The 21409-nt window shown below is 64.5% G+C and carries 21 protein-coding genes and 1 other RNA gene; 16 read left to right on the forward strand and 6 right to left on the reverse strand.

Annotation, left to right across the window (positions count from 1 at the left end; translation table 11 throughout):
• Positions 1–36: 36 nt before the first annotated feature.
• From DEH80_RS02130 to recR, 6 genes are all read left to right on the forward strand, one after another.
• A complete protein-coding gene (locus tag DEH80_RS02130) occupies positions 37–2037 on the forward strand; it encodes an alkyl/aryl-sulfatase (protein WP_207774410.1) in 2001 nt (666 codons plus the stop codon).
• A gap of 128 nt (positions 2038–2165) precedes the next feature.
• Complete coding sequence (gene traF / locus DEH80_RS02135) at positions 2166–3575, forward strand: conjugal transfer protein TraF (RefSeq protein WP_109718828.1); 1410 nt, start codon at positions 2166–2168, stop codon at positions 3573–3575.
• Between the two features lie 117 nt (positions 3576–3692).
• An RNA gene (gene ffs, locus DEH80_RS02140) (signal recognition particle sRNA small type) lies at positions 3693–3789 on the forward strand.
• Between the two features lie 127 nt (positions 3790–3916).
• Positions 3917–5800 (forward strand): DNA polymerase III subunit gamma/tau, encoded by a 1884-nt coding sequence (gene dnaX / locus DEH80_RS02145; protein ID WP_109718829.1) that lies wholly within the window; start codon positions 3917–3919, stop codon positions 5798–5800.
• Positions 5801–5820: 20 nt separating this feature from the next.
• Positions 5821–6144, forward strand: a complete 324-nt coding sequence (locus DEH80_RS02150; RefSeq protein WP_109718830.1) for a YbaB/EbfC family nucleoid-associated protein — start codon at positions 5821–5823, stop codon at positions 6142–6144.
• 19 nt (positions 6145–6163) lie between these two features.
• Positions 6164–6760: a recombination mediator RecR gene (gene recR, locus DEH80_RS02155; RefSeq protein ID WP_207774412.1), complete on the forward strand. Its 597-nt coding sequence runs from the start codon at positions 6164–6166 to the stop codon at positions 6758–6760.
• Positions 6761–6779: 19 nt separating this feature from the next.
• Here recR and DEH80_RS02160 read toward each other — a convergent pair whose 3' ends face one another.
• A complete protein-coding gene (locus DEH80_RS02160; RefSeq protein ID WP_109718831.1) occupies positions 6780–7121 on the reverse strand; it encodes a 4a-hydroxytetrahydrobiopterin dehydratase in 342 nt (113 codons plus the stop codon).
• A 124-nt stretch (positions 7122–7245) separates the two neighbouring features.
• Between DEH80_RS02160 and orn the strand changes: the two genes are divergently transcribed.
• Together orn and DEH80_RS02170 are read left to right on the forward strand one after the other, a co-directional pair.
• Positions 7246–7815 (forward strand): oligoribonuclease, encoded by a 570-nt coding sequence (gene orn, locus DEH80_RS02165; RefSeq protein WP_109718832.1) that lies wholly within the window; start codon positions 7246–7248, stop codon positions 7813–7815.
• 12 nt (positions 7816–7827) lie between these two features.
• On the forward strand, positions 7828–8163 hold the full coding sequence (locus DEH80_RS02170; RefSeq protein WP_109718833.1) for a hypothetical protein: 336 nt from the start codon (positions 7828–7830) through the stop codon (positions 8161–8163).
• Positions 8164–8166: 3 nt separating this feature from the next.
• Here the strand turns inward: DEH80_RS02170 and DEH80_RS02175 are convergent, their stop codons facing one another.
• Positions 8167–8802 carry a TetR/AcrR family transcriptional regulator gene (locus tag DEH80_RS02175; protein WP_109718834.1) on the reverse strand — a complete coding sequence of 212 codons (636 nt, stop codon included), beginning with the start codon at positions 8800–8802 and terminating at the stop codon, positions 8167–8169.
• 84 nt (positions 8803–8886) lie between these two features.
• Here DEH80_RS02175 and DEH80_RS02180 point away from each other — a divergent pair, with 84 nt between their 5' ends.
• Positions 8887–9669: an SIR2 family NAD-dependent protein deacylase gene (locus DEH80_RS02180; RefSeq protein ID WP_109719016.1), complete on the forward strand. Its 783-nt coding sequence runs from the start codon at positions 8887–8889 to the stop codon at positions 9667–9669.
• A gap of 4 nt (positions 9670–9673) precedes the next feature.
• On the opposite strand, the gene DEH80_RS02185 is transcribed toward DEH80_RS02180, so the two are convergent.
• The gene (locus tag DEH80_RS02185; protein WP_109718835.1) at positions 9674–10222 is read right to left on the reverse strand and encodes a CC0125/CC1285 family lipoprotein; all 549 of its coding nucleotides are present in this window, start codon (positions 10220–10222) and stop codon (positions 9674–9676) included.
• Between the two features lie 75 nt (positions 10223–10297).
• Between DEH80_RS02185 and DEH80_RS02190 the strand changes: the two genes are divergently transcribed.
• From DEH80_RS02190 to DEH80_RS02210, 6 genes are all read left to right on the forward strand, one after another.
• Positions 10298–10933, forward strand: coding sequence for a hypothetical protein (locus DEH80_RS02190; protein ID WP_109718836.1), 636 nt, complete (start codon positions 10298–10300; stop codon positions 10931–10933).
• Positions 10934–10944: 11 nt separating this feature from the next.
• Positions 10945–11406: an ExbD/TolR family protein gene (locus DEH80_RS02195; RefSeq protein ID WP_109718837.1), complete on the forward strand. Its 462-nt coding sequence runs from the start codon at positions 10945–10947 to the stop codon at positions 11404–11406.
• 124 nt (positions 11407–11530) lie between these two features.
• Positions 11531–12160: a DNA lesion error-prone repair protein ImuA gene (locus DEH80_RS17280; protein WP_165831244.1), complete on the forward strand. Its 630-nt coding sequence runs from the start codon at positions 11531–11533 to the stop codon at positions 12158–12160.
• Entirely contained in the window at positions 12157–13749 is a 1593-nt protein-coding gene (locus tag DEH80_RS02200) for a Y-family DNA polymerase (RefSeq protein ID WP_165831245.1), read from the forward strand. Before DEH80_RS17280 ends, DEH80_RS02200 begins: the two co-directional genes overlap by 4 nt.
• Positions 13746–16847: an error-prone DNA polymerase gene (locus DEH80_RS02205; RefSeq protein ID WP_109718839.1), complete on the forward strand. Its 3102-nt coding sequence runs from the start codon at positions 13746–13748 to the stop codon at positions 16845–16847. The genes DEH80_RS02200 and DEH80_RS02205 overlap by 4 nt, the downstream gene beginning before the upstream one ends.
• Before the next feature lie 61 nt (positions 16848–16908).
• Complete coding sequence (locus tag DEH80_RS02210; RefSeq protein WP_109718840.1) at positions 16909–17307, forward strand: ExbD/TolR family protein; 399 nt, start codon at positions 16909–16911, stop codon at positions 17305–17307.
• A gap of 85 nt (positions 17308–17392) precedes the next feature.
• Here DEH80_RS02210 and hisI read toward each other — a convergent pair whose 3' ends face one another.
• Positions 17393–17857, reverse strand: a complete 465-nt coding sequence (gene hisI, locus DEH80_RS02215; RefSeq protein WP_109718841.1) for a phosphoribosyl-AMP cyclohydrolase — start codon at positions 17855–17857, stop codon at positions 17393–17395.
• A 6-nt stretch (positions 17858–17863) separates the two neighbouring features.
• Positions 17864–18502, reverse strand: coding sequence for a GTP cyclohydrolase I FolE (gene folE / locus DEH80_RS02220; protein WP_109718842.1), 639 nt, complete (start codon positions 18500–18502; stop codon positions 17864–17866).
• A 153-nt stretch (positions 18503–18655) separates the two neighbouring features.
• Here folE and cysS point away from each other — a divergent pair, with 153 nt between their 5' ends.
• Positions 18656–20020: a cysteine--tRNA ligase gene (cysS, locus tag DEH80_RS02225; protein ID WP_109718843.1), complete on the forward strand. Its 1365-nt coding sequence runs from the start codon at positions 18656–18658 to the stop codon at positions 20018–20020.
• On the opposite strand, the gene DEH80_RS02230 is transcribed toward cysS, so the two are convergent.
• On the reverse strand, positions 20017–21390 hold the full coding sequence (locus DEH80_RS02230; protein WP_207774414.1) for a dihydroorotase: 1374 nt from the start codon (positions 21388–21390) through the stop codon (positions 20017–20019). The genes cysS and DEH80_RS02230 overlap by 4 nt on opposite strands.
• Positions 21391–21409: the final 19 nt, after the last annotated feature.

Below are 21409 nucleotides of genomic sequence, written 5' to 3' on the forward strand. Positions count from 1 at the left end.
GCATTGCGAATACAACAACAGCGAGGAGACAGGGACGTGAAGAGCAAGGGGAGATGGTCACATCGGGTGGCCGGCGTGACGCTGTGTGGTTTTGCGGCCGGCCTGGCCGCCTGCGGTCAGCCAGCGGTGCCCACGCAAGCCGATGACGACGCCGATGGATTCTCGGCGCCGACAGCGGCGACCATTGAGTCGAATCGGGCGGTGGCCCAAGCCATGCCCGAGGACCATCTCGACGGCATGGATGCCGCGCGTCGCGGCCTGATCGCCGAGGCCGATGATCTGGTGGTCAAGCGGGAGGATGGCCGGTCGATCTGGGATCTGCCTGCCTATGACTTCGTTGATGGCGAGGCGCCGGACAGCGTACATCCGGGGCTTTGGCGGCAGACGCGCATGCACACGATTGCGGGTCTGTTCGAGGTGCAACCCGGCATCTACCAGCTACGCGGGTTCGACCTGGCCAACATGACACTGATTCGCGGCGATCAGGGCTGGATCGTTATCGACCCGCTGACCAATGCTCAGACGACGGCCGCCGCCTGGGACTTTGCCATGGCGCAGCTGGAACCGGGACCGATTACTGCCGTGCTGATCACGCACAGCCATGTCGACCACTTCGGCGGTGTTGAGGCGCTGGTTGAGTTCATGGCCGAGGGTGCTCCGATCGTGGCACCCGAAGGATTCATGGAAGAGGCCACCAGCGAAAACGTGTTGGCCGGGCCGGCGATGCAGCGCCGGGCGGGCTTTATGTATGGCCGCAACCTGCCGCGCAGCCCGCGTGGGCACATCGATACCGGATTGGGTAAATCGCCGGCGTTCAACGGTCAGATTGGGATACGCCAGCCCACGCTGATCATCGACACCACCGGGCAGACCGAGATCTTCGATGGGGTGCGCTTCGAGTTTCAGAACGCCCCGGGGTCCGAGGCACCGGCCGAGTTCACGGCCTATCTGGCCGAGCAAAAGGCCTTTATCGGCGCAGAACTGGCATCACGCACGCTGCACAACCTGTACACGCTACGCGGCGCCAAGGTCCGTGATGCCCTGGCCTGGGCTCGCTATATCGAGGAGGCACGGCTGCGTTTCGCCGAAGCCGAGGTCTTCGTCGGATCACATCACTGGCCGGTCTGGGGACGCGACACCGTCCAGACCTTCCTCAAGGAGCAGCGTGACACCTACAAGTACATTCACGACCAGACGCTGCGATTGGCCAACAACGGCCTGACGCCGCGGGAGATCGCCGAGGAACTGGAGCTGCCGGCCAGCCTGCGTCGGGGCTATCACAACCGCGGCTACTACGGCACGGTACGACACAACTCACGGGCGGTGTATCAGCGTTACTTCGGTTGGTTCGATGGCAACCCGGCCAATCTCAACCGCCTGCCGCCCAGCGAAGTCGGTCAGCGCTATGTCCGCCTCGCCGGTGGCCCGGATGCTTTGCTTGACGCCGCCAAAGCCGGGTTCGAGGCGGCCGATTATCGCTGGGTGGCCGAATTGCTTAGCCATCTGGTTTTTGCCGGCGAGGCCTCGGGCGAAGCGCGCGGCCTGCTGGCACGGACCTACGATCAATTGGGCTATCAGGCCGAATCCGGTCCGTGGCGCGATTTCTATCTCACCGCGGCGTATGAGCTGCGCCACGGCATGCCGGAGCAGGTGATGAACCTGCCGGATGCCGCCGGACTGCTGTCACATATCGAGATTCCGACACTGCTGGATTCCATGGCGGCGCGACTCAATGGTCCCAAGGCCGAAGAGGTGGAACTGCGCCTGGCATTGGCCTTCCCGGATCTGGACGAGCGGTATCTGTTGTGGATCGAGAATGCCGTGCTGCACCATCGCCCGTTGGACTCCGGGGGTGAGGTGGATGTCAGCTTGACGATTAGCCATCCCCTGTTCGTGCGGGTGCTGAGCAAGCAGGCCTCGTTGGGCGATTTGCTGGGTGGCGACGAGCTGGACGTCAGTGGCAGCCGGCTGAAGCTGCTGAAGTTCTTTTCGCTGCTGGACACGCCGGACGGAACCTTCGCCATCGTCGAACCGTGATCCAGTCCCCGCTTGCCCTGGGCAGGCGGGGACTTTGTCCTCTGTTGTGAGGACGCCGGCACGCCCCGCGCGCACTACCGTATTCCTCGAAGTCGCGGAAACCTGTCCGCGGCAGCGAGGGAGCAGGGATGATGAACAGGCGATTGGGGTGGATGCTGCTGGTCTGGCCACTGTGGGCCAGTGCGGGGCCGGATGGATACCTTCGACACGGGGGTGGGGCGGTGAGCAGCCTCAGCACCGGGTCGACCGGGCTGGCGGCCGCACTGGCCAACCCGGCGGCGGGCGCGCGCTTGCTTGGCGATGAACGCTCGGTGGCGACCGGCGTGCTGTACCTGCCACATGTGGGGTACGAAGTCGGACCGGTGGACAATTTTGCCGAGAATTTCGAAGAGTTCGAGGATCGCTTTGACGAGGTTGAGGCGCAGATCGAGCAGGCCGAACAAAGCGGTGACCCCAATGATGCCCAGGCCGCCAACGATGCCATCGAAGCGTTGATCCAGGACTTCAATCCGGTGCTACGCGACATCGTTGACCGCGGTTACTTCAACATCGAACTCCAGCAGCAATTGCCGGTGACGCCAGCCCTGTTCAAGGCCTTGGGTGGCGTGTTTACCGTCGATGTGTCGGCCGATCTCAAGGCGCGTGTCGAAACGCTGGCATCGGTGGAAGGCGCCGGCATCGTTCAGGGTCTGGACACCGATGGTGATGGCCTGCTCGACGAGGTGGAGACCAATGACCTGGCCGCGCTGGTGACCAGCGGCGTCTTCACCCAATTGGGCCTGGGCTATAGCCGGGTGCTGCCATCGGGCCAGTGGTCAGCTGTTCCATCGGATATGACGCTGCTGGCCGGCGCCCGACTCAATATCATCCAGGGCTCGCTGAGCAAGCAGCTGGCGATCGTTGATGATGACGCCGACGACGAGGAGGACACGGCATTTGACCGGGTCGAGGACAACTACGACGCCAATGAGGCCAGCACCACCGCCGTCGGGCTCGATGTCGGCTTGCTCGCGCAATGGCGACGCTTCAGCGCGGGCGTGACGATCTTCAATCTGCTGCCACCGTCCTTCGATTTCGGGGATTTCGGTCAGCGCTGCGACCGGTTCGATGCAGAGTCCGGCCAACGGGCGGATTGCGAGGCGACCCGGCGGCTCATCGATCAGGGCGTGGTGGACGCGGCAGGCAGCTACGATGTCGATACGCGTCTGAATATCGAAGGTGCCTACGACATCCCGCGGGTCGGCTGGACGATCGGCCTGACACTGGACCTGAACAAGGCCAGTTCGGTGCTGGGCGATGACTACCAGTGGTTCGAGCTGGTGGCCGGACATGATTCCGGACGCTGGTGGCTGCCAGATTTCGCCGTCAGTTATCGGCAGAATTTGGCCGGCAGCGAACAGTCCTATCTCGGCGTGGGCATGGGCCTGCTGCGCGTGTTGCGGCTGAACATTAGCTACGGCCTGGATTCCACTCAGGTTGATGGCAGCGACCAGCCGCGTAGCGCGGCGGTCAGCCTGGGCTTCGAAATTCCGTTCTGATCACCGTGGGTGGTGATGGGGGTGCCGAAGCCTGCTGCAAATCTGGTAGGCTTCGCGCCCGCTCGCCGTTGTCGGCTGAGCGCGCCGGCCTCCAGGGCCGGACTCGACGGTGGGCCGCATCGGTTCCCCCGCGACGAATCCTCGTAAACCCCGCCAGGCCCGGAAGGGAGCAACGGTAGCGAACGGTTCGGGCGCCGGGGTGTCGCTGGTGCGGTCCGCCACCTTATCTCATCGCGCCTGCGCCGAACCCTCGGTTCTGTTCTGGCGGCTTGCCGAGCGCGATCCCCGGATGCCGGGCTGATCTGCGACAATCCCCGGCTCGCCGATCCAAGCACATCCGAATGACCTATCAGGCACTGGCGCGCAAGTGGCGCCCCCGTACGTTCGAGCAGGTGGTGGGCCAGCAGCATGTGGTCCAGGCCCTGAGCAATGCGCTGGCGCAGCAGCGGATTCATCACGCCATGCTGTTCTCGGGCACTCGCGGCGTGGGGAAGACGACGCTAGGGCGCATCATCTCCAAGTGTCTGAACTGCGAAACCGGTGTGACCGCGACACCCTGCGGCACCTGCGGCGCCTGTGAGCAAATCGATCAGGGGCGTTTTGTCGATTTGATCGAAATCGATGCGGCGTCACGCACCAAGGTGGATGACACGCGGGAGCTGCTGGATAACGTCCAGTACGCACCGACACGCGGCCGTTACAAGGTGTACCTGATTGACGAGGTACACATGCTGTCCAAGCACTCCTTCAACGCCTTGCTCAAGACGCTGGAAGAGCCGCCGCCGCATGTGCGCTTTCTGCTGGCGACCACCGATCCGCAGAAGCTGCCAATCACAATTCTCTCGCGCTGCCTGCAGTTCAACCTCAAGCGGCTGCCGCCGCTGCTCATCCGTGAACGGTTGGCGAGTATTTTGGCCGAGGAGGGCGTGGAGGCCGAGACCGATGCCCTGCAGGCGCTGGCCATTGCAGCCGATGGCAGCATGCGGGATTCGCTGAGCCTGACGGACCAGGCCATCGCATTTGCCGGCGGTGCGCTGACGCTGAATTCTGTTGAAGACATGCTCGGCTCGGTGGGTGCGCAGGACGTGCTGGCGGTCATCGAAGTGGTCAACGGCCAGGACCCAGATGCGATGGCGGCGCTGCTACACAAATTGGATGAACAGGCTCCGGATTTCGACGGATTGCTGGCGCAGATTGCCTCGGCTCTGCAGCAGATCGCACTGGCGCAGCTGGTGCCGGCCTACCGCAACGAGGCATCGGTGTTCGATGCCGACAAGCTACAGGCGTTGGCCGATGCGGTTTCGCCTGAAGATGTGCAGCTGTTTTATCAGATCGCCATGCAGGGGCGCCGCGACCTGCCGGTGGCGCCGGATCCGCGGGCCGGCTTCGAGATGACCCTGCTGAGGATGATGGCGTTTCGACCCGCAGCCACCGGCGGCACCACCGGCGCGGGCACCGGGGGACAGGCCCGGGCACGGGAGCGTCAATCCGAGCCCGCGGAACCCGAGCCCGCATCAGCCGTCATCCCGCGCAGCGAGATTCCCGCCGCCCCGCCGAAGCCGACGCCGGCCCCGGCGACGCGCGGGTCCGCTGTGGCCGACCGGCTGCAGCGCAGCCGGGCGCGGTTACAGGGCGCCGCAAAGGATCCGGAGCCGGCACCGCTGTCGAAACCGGATCCAGAGCCTGCAACGCCTAGCCACGTCCCCAACGTAGCCGATACCCCGGTGACAGCGGCTGCGCCGCCCCGCGAAGCGCCCGCTGCCAAGCAGCCCGCCCCCGACGCAAGCCGGCCCCGCGTGCTGCTCAGCGCTGCTGACTGGCCGGCGCTGGTCCGTGACCTGGCCGTGGATGGCATGGCCGCCCAGCTGGCCCGGCGATCGGAATGCGCCGAGGTGACCGACGCCAGGATTCGTCTGCGCCTGCCGGCCGAATTGGGGCGGTTTAATCGCCCGGCGACAGTCGAACGGCTGCGCGACGTCTTGCGCCAGCAGCTGGCCAACCCGGGTCTTGTGCTGGACATCGACATTGTCGAGGCCGTGGGGCCGACGCTGTCCAGCATCGAGTCCGATGAGGCCGCTGCGCGTCAGGCCGATGCCGAGGCCGCACTGGCTGATGATGACAACGTGTCCGAGTTCGCGCGCCGCTTCGGCGCAACCATTCTTGAAGGCTCCATCCAGCCGGTCGACCCGACGGCTGTGACACAATCCGACCCCACGATTCACTAGAAGCGAAACCGATGTCCCAAATGAAAGGCGCGCTTGGCAACCTCATGCGTCAGGCGCAGGAAATGCAGTCCAAGATGCAGGCGAAGCAGCAGGAGCTGGCCGAGAAGGAAACCGAGGGCCAGTCCGGTGCGGGCATGGTCAAGGTCGTGATGAACGGCCGTCACGAGGTCAAGCGCGTGACCATCGATCCTTCGGTGCTGGAAGAGGACAAGGAATTTCTCGAGGACTTGGTCGCCGCAGCCGTCAACGATGCCGTCACCCGCGTGGAAGAGCAGAACAAGGAAGTGATGTCCGAGCTGACCTCCGGACTGAACCTGCCACCCGGCATGAACCTGCCGTTCTGATTCTGCAGGCCCGTATCCGGTGATTTATCCCGCGCGCCTGCAAGCGCTCATCGATGCCCTGCGGGCCTTGCCCGGCGTGGGGCGCAAGTCTGCCCAGCGCATGGCTTTTCAATTGCTGGAGCACGACCGCCAGGCGGCACGCACGCTGGCGCAGTCGCTCGAGGCAGCGCTGGAGTCTCTGCGCCGCTGTGTGGATTGCCGCATGTTCAGCGACGCGGACCGCTGTCCGATCTGCCGCTCGCAACGGCGTGATCGTTCCGTGATGTGTGTCGTCGAATCACCGGCGGACCTGGTGGCGGTGGAGCAGGGCGCCGAGTACAGCGGCCTGTACTTCGTGCTGCACGGCCGTCTGTCGCCGCTGGATGGCGTGGGGCCGGAGGAGGTCGGGCTGCCGCGGCTGGCCGAGCGACTGGCCGAGGACAGTCTGCAGGAAGTGATCATCGCCACCGGCTCCACCGTCGAGGGTGAGGCCACGGCGCATTACGTCGGTGAACTGGCCCGGGCTGCCGGCGTTTCCGTGACCCGGATCGCCCAAGGTGTCCCGATGGGTGGGGAGTTGGAGTACGTGGACGCGGGGACGCTGTCACACGCATTCCGGGGCCGTCAGACGCTCTGAACGGCCCCGGAGCCAGCTTTTAGCCGTCGACCAGGGCGTCAACCTTGGCGGCGCAGATGAAGTCGTTCTCGGTCAGGCCTTCCACCGCATGGGTTTCCCACAGCACCGATGCGGTGTTGTACCCGAAGCTGATGTCGGGGTGGTGGTTTTCGTTCATCGCAATCCAGGCCACCGCATTCACGAATCCGGTGGTCTTGGCGTAGCCCTTGAAGCGAAAGTCCGCGCGTATGGCCTTGCCATCCTTGATGACCTCCCAGCGCTCGCTGACCTGCTTGAGATGCGCCTGAACGGCATCTGCATCCAGGGACGGCACACCGCCTTCACAGGGCAGGCAGCGCTTGCCGGCGAGTTCTGAACTCATGTCTTGTCTCCATTTGTCAGCAATGGTGGGCGACGGTACAGAACCCCTCTGGCGGGCGTCCAGTGCTGCGCCACCAAGTCCGGCCGATGCCCGGCCGGGTCGCGCGGTCGGTTAGACTCTGGGCATGACTCAACAAGCCGACAATCTGATCTGGATCGACCTGGAAATGACCGGGCTGGATCCGGACGCACACGTGATCATCGAGATCGCGACCATCGTCACCGATGCCCAGCTCAACATCCTCGCCGAGGGACCATCGCTGGCCGTCTCCCAACCAGAATCCGAACTGGCGAAGATGGATGAGTGGTGCACCCGCCAGCACACGGGGTCTGGCCTGGTGGATCGCATCCGGCACGACAGCGTGTCCATCGAGGCGGCCGAGCAGGCGACCCTGGATTTTCTGGCGCAGTGGGTACCGGCCGGCGCCTCGCCGATGTGCGGCAACAGCATCTGTCAGGACCGGCGATTTCTCGTGCGCGGCATGCCGCGTCTGGCCGCGTATTTTCACTACCGAAACCTGGACGTGAGCACCCTGAAAGAGCTGGCACGGCGCTGGGCGCCTGCGGTCGCAGGGGGGTTCACCAAGGAGTCGGAGCATCTGGCACTGGCGGACATTCGTGATTCGATTAACGAACTGCGCTACTACCGTCAGACCCTGTTCGCCGCCGAGTACCGTGAGCCGGCCAAAGACTAAGGAGTACCGCACATGCCGCTGATCACCATCGTCGTTACGGCCGTGCTGACTGCATGCGTGACCGTGGGTCTGATGGCCCTGGTGCATCACTGGGTGCTACGACCGCGGCTGGAGCAGCGCATGGAGGCGCTGGCCGAGGAGCTGGAGCAGCGCGTGCGCGCAGGGGTGATGTCCGGCGGCGAGGAGCTGCTCCCCAAGTTTCGTCAGCAGGTCACCGCAGGTTTTCGCGATGCCCTGGTGGCGACGGCCAAGGGCGAGCATGTCGAAGAGTCGGTGCGGGCCATGGCCCGTAGCGGGGCGGATTTGCTGGAAGAAGGGCTTGGCGCGCTGCTGGGGCGTCGCCGCTAGCGCCTAAAGCTTGCGGAACAGTTCCACCATCGCGGGTTGTTTGGTGTAAGCGCGCATCATGGTCCGTGCCAGCACCCCCAGCGTTTGATACACCTCTGTGGTGGTGTGCGCCTGTAGCGGCAGCACAATGGCCTCCATAACGGCGATCATCGCCCGCGCCATATCGACAAGGTCATCGGCCAGATCCAGGACTTCCTGTTCGACGGCCAGTCGCAGCGTCTCTTCCATGATGCCGGAGGTGCGGGCTTCGAAGGCTCGCTGTACCGCGTCCACTTCCTTCAGGTCGGCCCGGTTGCTGCGCTGCCAGTACCCGGCAATACCGGCCTGCAGGGCATTATCCTGAACCAGGTCGGCAATGCCGTGGAAGTACAGCTGCATTCGGCGGATCGGATCGGGTTCGGCCTGGACCACGTCGAAAATGTGCTGATCGAAGTAGCCATGTAAGCGGCGCAGGCAGTCGATGTACAACGCATCCTTGCCCTGGAAGTGCCAGTACATTGCGCCCTTGGATAGGCCCGAGGCCTTGGCGATATTGCCGATGGACACCCCGTCATACCCGTATTGCCCGAACAGCTTAAAAGCCTGGGTGCGAATCGTATCCAGTGTCGCGGCCTGATCGGTGGCCGATTTGCGAGGCATGGGGTGTATCGGATCCTTCGAAGTCAGAGCCCGCGTCGCGACGCGGCGACGCTGCGGTAGTGGGCAAAATGTAACATGGCGTCCATGACGGAATGGACCGAAGCGCAGCAAGACGCAGTAGACAAGGCGGCTGCTTGGCTCGCCTGCGCCCGACGTGTGCTGGCGATTACCGGGGCAGGGATGTCGGCCGAATCCGGCCTGCCCACTTATCGTGGCGTCGGCGGCCTGTACGAGGAGGCCGATGGCGAAGACGGGCTGCCCGTAGAAGTCGCGCTCTCCGGTGAGCGCTTTGCTGCCGAACCTTGGCGGACCTGGCGACATCTGCGGCAGATCGAGTCCGCCTGCCGGGGCGCCCGGCCGCATGCCGGTCACCATGTGCTGGCAGCCTGGCAGGATCGTTTCGAGCTCACGGTGCTGACCCAGAATATCGACGGCTTTCATGGCGCAGCGGGGAGCCGGCAGCTCATCGAAATGCACGGCAACATGCACCGCCTCGTTTGTACGGTCTGTGCCTGGTCCCAGACCGTGGATCACTATGGGGAATTGGCTGACGACAGCCCGTGCTGTCCCGACTGCGCTGCCGTGATCCGGCCGGCGGTGGTGCTGTTCGGCGAGATGCTGCCAACGGCGGCGCTGGAGCAATACGATCAGGTCATGGCCTCTCGGCCTGATGTGGTGCTGTCAATTGGTACGACCAGCGTATTTCCCTACATCGCGGCGCCGGTGCACTGGTGTCGTCAATGGGGCGGACGCAGCATCGAGATCAACCCGAGTCGCACGGAGGTGTCCGATGCCGTGGATGTGTGCATTCGCGCACCCGCTGCAAAGGTGCTTCAGGCCCTGGATGCGGCGTTGACGGCTGGCTAGCGCATTAATCCGGGGTGTCAGCGCTGGTCGGGGCATCGCCGGCGGATGGCTTCACGCCTTGTCCGTCTTCCGGCAGCACGATGCGCGGGCCGACGTTGCGTTTGACCTCGGCGGCATTGAATACGTAGCCATCATCGGTTGTGGGCGCGGCCTGCAACATTTTGAACTGTGCGCCGGCCTCGAATCGGCTGCTGCCCTTGATGGTGCTGATGCGCGTGCCGAAGATCAGCGGATAGCTGTACACACCGTGCCCGGCGGAGACGATGACTGACTGATCGTCCTCAATTTCTTCCACCTGCTGATCAAGCATGCGAAAATGCGTATAGCCATTGGCGAGCGTTAGCTCCGCGGCCCGGAACAGCAGATAGTTCTGCACGGTGTCACGGTCGGTCACGTCGTTGCCGGAAAAGCGCACGCGGTACCGATCAGACTCCAGGCGCTGCTCGCTATAGCCGTAGCGGCTATCGCCTTTGGCCTTGTAGGGTGTGGGCTGCAGTACGCAGGCACCCAGCAGCAGCGTTACGATGGTCAGGCAGGCAAGACGATTGATCATGTGGGAAGACGTTGCGTCGGTTCTTGGCGTTAGACCGAACCAATACATTCAAGTTCGAACCAACATGGGGTTTCAATGAGCACTCGAATCATATCCAAATCGACGCTGCTGCCGCTGGCAGTGGTGCTGGGCAGCGGCCTGGCCTCGACGGCTGCCGCACAGGATGCGGACGAGCGTATCGGCGGCAGCGATCAGCCGTTCTACAGCGGCACCAGCTTCATCTCGGTCGATCCTGGGCTGGACAACCTCGATGCCGCCTATGGCCTGGCCCAGACCGTCGGTATCCGCGTCCCCGGCGTGTCCTGGCTGGGTTTTGAGCTGGATCTCGGGTTCACGTTGTTCGGAGGTGAGAACTCCGGTTCCACGACCACCGCGGGTGGCGGCGGTGGCGGTGGTGGCCTGATCGGTGGTGGCGGCGGTGACGAACAGCAGAACACCACGTCGTCCGACGATGACTTCCAGGCCATTACCTATGGCCTGTTCAGTGCCTTCCGGACCCCAGGTCGCTTTTTTGTCGGCACGCGCCTGGGTGTGGCTGGTTTCAGCACCAACATCGAAGAACTGGACGAAGACAACACCGGCTTTGCCTATAGCCTGCAGGCGGGTTACCGCTGGAGCGAGGCCAGCCACAACCTGATCCAGTTCGAGTACCTCGAGTACGATAACGACGTCGAATACATGGCGATTACCGCCTACTACGCCATCGACTAATCGAGGTCTGAATGAACCTGCAGGATGCCGGCCCGTCGTCTTCGCTGCCCCCGTTCGAGACGGGGCAGCGGGAGCGTGTCCGGATCAGCCTGACGCCGCTGATTGACGTGGTGTTCATCCTGCTGGTGTTCTTCATGCTGGCGTCCAGCTATGTGCAATGGGGCGCCATCAACCTGATGTCGGGCAGCGATCTGGCTTCCGACACCGGCAACCGGCCCACGCTGACGTTGTCCCTCGGCGCCGATGGCGTGCTGAGAGACTCCGCCGGCGTGGCCTTTTCGTCACAGGCCGACCGGTTGCTGGATGGGGTTATGGCCCGGCTGGATGGCCAGCGCGGCCCGGTTGTGGTGGCACCTGGCGACGCCGTATCGCTACAGACGGTGGTGTCGGCGCTGGATCAGCTGACCCTGGCCGGCGTGACGCCGCTGTCCATGGCGCGCGAAGACACGCTGACGGACGACATCACGCCCTAGTTCCCGCGCGTTCGCGCATCCTCACCGCCTGAATCACCGTTCATCGTCTGTCCGGCGCGGCTTTGCTATGCGCGAGGGACAAGTCGGGCCCGTCTGGTAAACTGTAAAAATAAACAGTCTTACCATGACCCAGCCCATCGACACGCGCCTGCAAGCCCTGCTGCAATCAGAGCCCGCCCTGTGGCGGGGACAGCAGCGTCATGCCGATCACCGGGCTTTTCAGTCCACGGGATACCGCGCATTGGACGCGGTACTGCCCGGTCAGGGATGGCCTGTGGCCGGGGTGGTCGAGGTGGTGACCCGAACGGATCAGGCGCCGCCGCTGCGACCCTTTGTGCCGCTGATGGCGCGCTGCACCCAGGCCGGGCAGACCGTGTTGCTGGTGGATCCACCGCCTGCTCTGGTGCCCTTTGCCCCGGCCTGGCAGCAGGCCGGGGTTGCGTTGTCCACGCTGTTCACGGTCCAGGCCCAGACCCACAAGCAGGCCTGGTGGGTGATGGAAACCGCCTTGCGCGCCACGGCCTGCGCGCTGGTGCTGCTCTGGCCCTGTGCTCGGGGTGGTCGGCTGGGCGTGGCAACGGTGCGGCGCTGGCAGGTGGCCGCGGCAGCCGGTTCCACGCTGGGCGTGTTGTTCGTGCCGGAGTCCATGCAGGGTCAGGCCAGCAACGTGCATCTGCGCCTGCGTATGCAAGGGCAACAACTGACCGTGCTGAAAGCCCGGGGCATGCACGACTGTCCGCAGGTTTCGCTGTGAGTGCAGGGGCCCAGGTCCAGGTGGACTGGCTGGCCGAGCCGGCCGGCGCGGGCGTGGCCGATGCCCGGCCATCGACCCCCATCCCGTCGAAGGCCGCCGAAGGGTCGGCGCCCGTCCAGTCATCACCGGCGACATCAGCCGGCAAGCTCTGGCTTTGCCTGCAGTTTTCCGATCTGCCGCTGGAGGTGCAGCCGGAGTATGACCCGCGGACGCCTCTGGCCGTGACGACGGTCGTGCGGCAGCGGGTGGTCGTGATGGCCGTATCGCCTGCAGCGCGGGCCTGCGGGGTGGAACCGGGTTTGCACCCGGCGGCGGCACAGGCGATGTGTCCTGAGTTGCGGTTGGAGCGTCGTGATGAGCCGGCCGAGGCCCGCCGGCTGGATGCGTTGGCGCGCTGGGCCATGCGGTGGTCATCCTGGATTTCGGTGTCCACACCGGATCGCCTGTTGCTGGAGGTTGGCGGCAGTCGCCGCTTGTTCGGGGGGCTGCAGGCCCTGCAGCAACGGGTGGTCGATGAACTGAGCGGGCAGGGGCATGCGGTGCAAACGGCCATGGCCCGGTCGGCGCGGGCGGCCGCCTGGTTGGCGCCCTGGGTGTCCGGGGCCGTGGCCGAGGACGAGGACGCCACACGACGTCTGCTGGCCGCGTTGCCGGTGGAGGCGCTAGGCCTGCCGTCCAAGGGGCAGACACGTCTGCAGCGGGCGGGTTTGCACCATCTGGGACAGCTGATGCGGCTGCCGCGAGATGGTCTGGCACGGCGCTATGGGGCCGGTGTGCTGCGCGAGCTGGACGAGGCACTGGGTCAGCGGCCCGAGGCCATGCCACGGTTCTCGCCGCCGGAGCGGTTCGTCGCTGAACTGGAACTGCCCATGCCCGAGTCGGCCACGCCGCGTCTGCGGGCCGCCGCCGAGCATCTCATCGAGCAGCTGGTGCGCTATCTGCGTGGACATGATGCGGCCGTGGATTGCCTGCGTCTGCGGCTTTTCCACGAGCGACAGCCCGCGAGCCGACTCGACATCGGCCTGGCCATGGCTGGTCGTGACCCGGTGCGAATCGGCCGTGTACTGGCCGAACACCTGGATCGACTCGGCCTGCCCGAGCCTGTACGCAGCCTGCGCCTGGAGGCGCCGCGCATTGTGTCGCTGGCCGCCGGTACACAGGACTGGCTGGACAGCCGTGGCGATGATGACTGGCTGGCCACGCTGGAGCTTTGGCAAAGCCGGCTTGGCGCCAAGGCCGTACAGGGTCTGTCTGCCCGGGCCGATTACCGCCCCGAGGCGGCCTGGGTCCAGCATCCGCCCGGTGCGGTGAACGCGGCCTGCCCGCCTGTGACGGCACCGCGGCCGATGTGGCTGCTGCGCGAACCCCAAGCCATGGTCGTGCGTCATCATCAGCCGACATACAACGGCCCGCTGATTCGCGAGTCCGGTCCGGAACGAATCGAGCAGGGCTGGTGGGACACGACCAGCGACCAGGGCGGTGACATCTGCCGGGACTACTACGTCATGCGTGACCGTTTCGGCGCGCGCCTATGGGTCTTCCAGGATCGACAACGTCTGGGCTGGTGGCTACACGGCCATTTCGCATGAAGGCCCAGCCGGTGGACTATGCCGAGCTGCACTGCCTGAGCAATTTCACGTTTCTGCGTGGCGCCTCGCATCCACAGGAGCTGGTCGAGCGGGCGGCGGATCTGGGCTATACGGCGTTGGCGTTGACCGACGAATGCTCGGTGGCCGGCGTGGTGCGGGCACATGAGGCGGCCAGTGAGCGGGGCCTGCCGCTGATCATCGGTGCCGAGTTCACGACCGTTCAGGAGCATCGCCTGGTGCTGCTGGCCACCGACCGGGCAGGCTATGGACAGCTGTGCCAACTCATCACGCTGGCGCGAGGCCGCCGTGCCAAGGGTGACTACGCGCTGGAGTTGAACGACCTGCTCACCGAGCCGCTGGATGGATGCCTGCTGCTATGGCTGGACGGTGATGAGGCCGACTTGCAGGGACTGGCGCAGCGGTTTGCAGGGCGAACCTGGTTGGTGGCCGAGTTGTTCGCCACGGCGGATCGTGAGCAGCGTTTGGCAGATTGGCAGGCCCAGGCGCAGCGCTTGGGTCTGCCTGTGGTCGCGGCAGGTGATGTGCATATGCATGCCCGGGGGCGCCGCGCCCTGCAGGACACCCTGACGGCGATTCGTTTGGGTCGGCCCATTGCCGAACTGGGATATGCCTTGTTTCCCAATGGCGAGCGACATCTGCGCCCGCTGGCCAGCCTGCAGGCGCTATATCCACCCGAGTGGTTGGCCGAAACGCAGGCCGTTGCCCGGCGCTGCCGGTTTCATCTCACCGAGCTGCGTTATGAGTATCCGCATGAGTTGATCCCGTCCGGTCATACCCCCAGCTCCTGGCTACGCAGTCTGGTGGAGCAGGGCGCGCGGCGCTTATATCCATCGGGGGTGCCGGGGGCGGTTCAGCAGCAAATCGATCATGAGCTGGCGTTGATCGCTGAACTGGCATACGAGTTCTTCTTCCTGACGGTGGAAGACATCGTCCGGTGGGCGCGGACGCAGGGCATTCTGTGCCAGGGGCGGGGATCGGCGGCCAATTCCACGGTGTGCTATTGCCTGGGGATTACAGCGGTGAACCCGGCTGAGCAAAGCCTGTTGTTCGAGCGCTTCGTCTCCAAGGACCGGGGGGAGCCGCCCGATATCGATGTGGATTTCGAGCATCAGCGGCGCGAGGAGGTCATCCAATACATTTATCGCAAGTATGGGCGGGACCGGGCAGCGCTGGCTGCCACGGTGATTTCGTACCGGCCGAAGTCAGCGATTCGCGACGTGGGCAAGGCGCTGGGGCTGACGCTGGACCAGGTCGATGCCCTGACCAAGACCCTGACCTGGTGGGATAGCAGCGAAGAATTGCCGGCGCGAATTCGCGAGGTGGGGTTGGACCCGGACGCGCCGGTCATCCAGCGCCTGATCGTGCTGGTCCGCGAGCTGATCCGCTTTCCCCGCCATTTATCTCAGCATGTCGGCGGTTTTGTGATCAGTCAGGGGCCGGTGTCTGCGTTGTGCCCCATCGAACCGGCGTCCATGGCCGGGCGCAGCGTGATTCAGTGGGACAAGGACGACCTGGAAAGCCTGGGCATGCTTAAGGTCGATGTGCTGGCACTGGGCATGCTGACGGCGATTCGCAAATGTTTTGACCTGATCGAGGGTTGGACCGGCGAACGCCTGCAGCTGGCCACGATTCCACGCGACGATTCCGACACCTACGCCATGATCCAGCGTGCCGACACCATCGGCGTCTTCCAGATCGAATCGCGGGCGCAGATGAGCATGCTGCCCCGGCTCAAACCCGCCAATCTTTATGACCTGACCATCCAGGTGGCCATCGTCCGACCCGGGCCCATCCAGGGGGATATGGTCCACCCCTACCTGGCGCGGCGCGCCGGTCGCGAGCCTGTGCGCTACCCCAGTCAGGCCGTGCGCGACGTGCTCAAACGGACCCTGGGCGTCCCCATCTTCCAGGAACAGGTCATGCAGCTGGCCATGGTGGCAGCCGGCTTTACCGCCGGGGAGGCCGACCAGCTGCGACGGGCCATGGCGGCCTGGAAGCGCAAGGGTGGCTTGGAACCCTTCGAGGTCAAGCTCAAGGCCGGGATGGCCCAGCGAGGATACAGCCCCGAGTTTGCCGATCGGATCTACCAGCAGATTCTGGGCTTTGGCGACTACGGGTTCCCAGAATCCCATGCGGCCAGCTTTGCACTGCTGGCCTATGCATCGTCCTGGCTGAAGTGCCATCACCCGGCCGCCTTTACCGCTGCGCTGCTCAACAGCCTGCCAATGGGGTTTTACGCACCGGCTCAGCTCATCGGCGATGCGCGTCGACATGGCGTCGAGATCCGGCCTGTGGATGTGTTGTTTTCCGAGGTCGAATCGACGCTGGAATCCGGCCCGCAGGGGGTGCCGGCCATTCGTCTGGGCCTACATCGCATCAAGGGGATGGATCTGGCCGTGGCTGCACGCATTGTCCAATGGCGTCGGCAATTGCCAGCCGGCCAGCCTGCGCGCGGCGCCGAGGCGCTACGGCAGGGTTTGATGCAGATTGCCGGCCTGGGCCGCGAGCAGATGGAAGCCCTGGCGGCGGCCGGGGCGCTGCAAAGCCTGTCCGGCCACCGGCATCGGGCCTACTGGGACGCCGCGGGGGTGGAGGCTCCGACACCGCTGCTGGGGCGGCCACAGTTTGCCGAGGGCCAGCCCCTGCTCAGTGCGCCCACCGAAGGCGAGGATCTGCTGGCCGATTACGCCAGCCTGCGTTTCACACTGGGCCGCCATCCGCTGGCGCTGCTGCGGTCACGGCTGGATGCACATGGGGCGATCTGCGCCCGCCGTCTGCGCGAGCTGCAAACCGGTCGCCCGGTGTGTGTCAGCGGTCTGGTCACAGGACGTCAACGGCCGGGGACCGCCTCCGGTGTGATCTTCATGACCCTGGAAGACGAGAGCGGCCTGATCAATCTGGTGATCTGGCCCAAGGTGCTGGAGCAGTATCGCAGCGCCGTGCTCCATGCCCAGTTGCCGCTGATTCACGGCCATGTCCAGAACGAGGATCAGGTGGTGCACGTCATCGCCCGGCACCTGGAAGACCGGTCCGACTGGTTGGGCGGGCTGGCCGTTGCCTCGCGGGATTTTCACTGACGACGAGGCCATCTCGGCGTTATGATGCGGCCATGAGTCGAACCCTGACAGGCCAGCACCGATGATGGAGTGGGAACACACCCGGCGTCTGGCCCTCACCGACGATCACATGCTGCCACTGATCAACGTGGTCTTCCTGCTGTTGATCTTTTTCATGTTGGTGGGGGCGGTCACGGTGCCCGAGCGCCTCGACGTGCTGCCGCCATCGTCGGTGTCCTCGTTCCAGCCCAATGAAGTCGGTCTGGAAATCGTGATCGACCAGAGTGGTGATGTGCTGATCGACGATGCCGTGGTGACGATGGAGCGGCTGGTCACGGCGCTATCCGGCGACAACCGGCCGGACCGGGTGCGGCTCAAGGCCGATGCCAATCTCAATGCCAACGGCATTCTCGACGTGCTGGACATTCTGCGCGACGCCGGCGTGGCGCACGTGCAGTTGGTCACGGTCTCCAAGCGCTAGCGCTCGATTCGCGCCGCCGGGTGGCCGCTTGCAAACAGGCCGGCATGCGCCGGCCTGTTGCTCAATACGGCGATGTAACCGCCCGCTACAGAATCGTGGGATTCGGTGCGTCGCCGTAGACCGCTTTGGGGTCGAAGCTTTTCTCGGATTCCTCGAACCGCAGATCACCGCTGTCCTGCCCGATGGGGATGGACCGGTAGAAGCAGGAGCGATAGCCCACGTGACAGGAGGCATCGCCCGGAATCTTGACCCGAAGCCAGACTGCATCCTGATCGTCGTCGATGCGGATCTCGGTGACGGTCTGCACCAGGCCGCTGGTCGCGCCCTTGTGCCACAGCACCTGACGCGAACGGCTCCAGTAGTGCGCTTCACCGGTTTCGATGGTCTTGCGCAGGGCTTCGGCATTCATGTAACCCAGCATCAACACTTCACCCGATTCGTGGGCGGTGGTCACACAGGGGATGAGGCCGTCTGCGTCGAACTTGGGTGCCAGTTCCTGGCCTTCTTCCACCTGTTCGATGGTCTTGCGTTCTGCGAATTCGATGCTCATGGCGCGTTACATATCGTTCGGAGTCGGGCGGATCATCTGCATGAAGCGGTCATGCAGGCGCATGTCTTCCTTGAAGCGTCCGGTGAAGCGTGACGTGATGGTGAACACGCCTGGCTTGCGAATGCCGCGGGTGGTCATGCACTGATGCGCGGCATCGACCAATACGGCCACGCCAGCCGGCTTGAGCACTTCCTCCAGCACGTTGGCGATCTGTGCGGTCATGGTTTCCTGGGTCTGCAGGCGACGCGCATAAATCTCGATGACGCGGGCCAGCTTGCTAATGCCCACGACACGGCTGACCGGCAGGTAGGCGATATGCACACGACCGATGATCGGCACCATGTGATGCTCGCAATGCGACTCCAAACGGATGTCGCGGAGCATGACCATGTCGTCGTAGCCGTCGACTTCTTCGAAGGTCCGCGACAGGATTTCACGCGGGTCTTCCTTGTAGCCGGCGTAGAATTCCTCATACGCGCGCACGACGCGGCCGGGCGTGTCGAGCAGCCCCTCGCGATTCGGGTTGTCGCCAGTCCAGGCGATTAGGGTGCGAACAGCCGCTTCGGCTTCTTCGCGGGTGGGACGCGTGACAGCGTCGCTGCTGGTATCAACTGCCGCCTTGGCAGTGGTCACACTGGTATCCATTCAAGATTCTCCGCACGGCGGGAAGGGCAGCGCAGGCCCCCGCTAAGGCGCAACCAAGTACGGGTTGCGTGAGCTAAATTATGTCACATCGCAGGTAATCAAGACCTGAAGCGGTACAATCCCGGCCCGCATTGCACGCAATTTCATAAGGTCATGCAGATCTACAACTCTCTGACGCGGCAAAAAGAGCCGTTTCAGCCGCTCAACCCCGAGCATGTCACGATCTACGTCTGCGGACCGACCGTGTACAGCTACGCCCATATCGGTAACGCGCGTCCGGCCGTGGTTTTCGACGTGCTCGCACGGCTGATGCGCGTGCTCTACAAGCGCGTGACCTTCGTGCGCAACATCACCGACATTGACGACAAGATTAATGCAGCCGCAGCCGCTGCCGGCGTCGAGATCGGGGAGATCACCAGCCGCTACGAGCAGGCCTACATGGAGGACCTGGCAGCGCTGGGTGTCGCGCCGGCGGATCGCACGCCGCGGGTGACCGAGCACATGGAGGACATCATCCGGGCGATTTCCGACCTGATTCGCGGCGGCCATGCCTACGAGGCCGAAGGTCATGTGCTGTTCGATGTGAACAGCTATCCCGAATACGGCCGGCTGTCCGGACGCGACCGTCGCGAGATGATTGCCGGCGCCCGCGTCGAAGTGGCGCCATACAAGCGCGACGCCGCCGATTTCGTGCTGTGGAAGCCCTCCGCCGACGATCAGCCCGGCTGGGACAGTCCTTGGGGACGTGGACGCCCGGGCTGGCATATTGAATGCTCGGCCATGGCGGCGGCGCATCTGGGTGAGACCATCGATATTCATGCCGGTGGCAGCGATTTGCAGTTTCCCCATCACGAGAACGAGATCGCCCAGTCCGTGTGCTGGCATGGCGGCAAGGAGTACGCCCGCTACTGGATGCACAACGGCTTGCTGAATCTGGATGGCCAGAAGATGGCCAAGTCCACCGGCAATCTGGTCAACATCCGCGATGTGCTGGAACAGGTGCCCGGAGAAGTGGCCCGCTATGTACTGCTGTCAGCGCATTACCGTCAGCCACTGGACTGGACGGACGAGGTGCTGGCCCAGGCGCGTTCGACGCTGGACCGCGTCTACCGTGCCCTGGAAGGGCTGGCCGAGGTCGAGTCCACGGATTCCGAGCCGTCCGTGGAGTTCATGGATGCCCTGGAAGACGATCTCAACACGCCTCGGGCCCTGGCCGAGGTGGCGGAACTGGTGCGCGCCGCCAACAAGGCAGAGAGCGATCGAGAACGCGGCGCCATCAAGGGCCAGCTACTGGCCTGCGGCGAGTTGCTCGGACTGTTCCAGGCCGATCCTGCCGAATGGTTTAGCGGCGGCGCCGATGACGAGAGCGCCGAAATCGACGCTCTCGTCGCCCAGCGTCAGACCGCGCGGTCAAACAAGGACTTCGCCACCGCAGACCGCATTCGCGATGAGCTGGCCGCACGCGGGATCGTCATTGAAGACAGCGCAGACGGCGTGCGTTGGCGCCGGACCGGCTAGGCGGCGAAGCGCAGCCGCTGACCGCCGTCGGTGACGATGACCTGCTGGCCATCGAATGCCAGTTGTCCGTTGACCCAGGTGGAGTCGATCCGGCCGCGGAAGGTGGTGCCCTCGTAGGGTGACCAGCCACAGTGGTACAGGATGGACTCGGGGGTCACGGTGGTGGTGGCGTCCAGGTTCGCCAGCGTGAGATCGGCGTAGTAACCCTCGCGCAGATAGCCGCGCTCCTGCACGCCGTAGCACAGCGCAGGCGCGTGGCAGACCTTGTGCACCAGCGTCGTCAGGGGCAGCCAGCCGTCATTGACGTGATCCAGCAATGAGACCAGCGAGGTCTGCACCAGCGGCAGTCCGGCCGGCGCATCGACATAGGGACGGGCCTTCTCCTCGGCGGTATGCGGCGCGTGGTCGGTGGCGATGACATCCAACCGATCTTCCAGCAGGGCTTGCCGCAGGGCGGCCCGGTCCGTCGTCGACTTGATGGCCGGGTTGCACTTGATGAGATTGCCGAGGCGTTCGTAGTCCTGTTCCGAAAACCACAGGTGATGAACGCAGGCCTCGGCGGTAATGCGCTTGGACTCGATCGGTCCGGCATCGAACAGCTCCATTTCGCGGGCTGTGGTCAGATGCAGCACATGCAGCCTGGCCCCGTGTTCTTTCGCCAGGCCCACGGCCATCGACGAGGACAGCCAGCAGGCTTCCGCCGAGCGAATCTTCGGGTGCGCCTGGGCGGTCAGCGTCTCACCGTAGCGTTCGGCGGCCTCGGCCTCATTGGCCAGAATGGTGGGCGTGTCTTCGCAATGAGTGGCGATGAGCCCCGGTGCATCGCGAAAGATCGCATCGAGGGTCTCTGCACGGTCGACCAGCATGTTGCCGGTGGACGCACCCATGAACACCTTGACGCCACAGGCCTCGTCGATCTTCAGCGCGCGAATCTCATCGATATTGTCGTTGGTCGCGCCGAGGTAGAACGCGAAATTGGCAGCGACGCGGCCGGCCGCCCGGTCATATTTGTCGGCCACGGCCTGGCGGGTGGTCGTCGTCGGATTGGTGTTCGGCATGTCCATGAAGCTGGTCGTGCCGCCGGCCACTGCGGCAATCGATTCCGAGCGCATGTTGGCCTTGTGTGGCGCGCCAGGCTCACGGAAATGCACCTGGTCGTCGATCATGCCGGGCATGAGTACCCGGCCAGCGGCATCGACAACCGTCATGCTGTCATCAGCGGTAATTGAGGAGGCGATCTTGCTAATGCGGTCGCCTTCGATCAGCAGGTCGCCTTCCTGGGTGCCGCCTTCATTGACGAGCAGGGCATTGGTGATCAGCGTCTTGGTCATGGTGGTCGGGTTTTCCGGGTGGAGACGTGCCGCTATCATACGCGCCGCTCTTTTTGCT

The sequence above is a fragment of the Abyssibacter profundi genome (assembly GCF_003151135.1).
Classification (GTDB): Bacteria; Pseudomonadota; Gammaproteobacteria; order Nevskiales; family OUC007; genus Abyssibacter; species Abyssibacter profundi.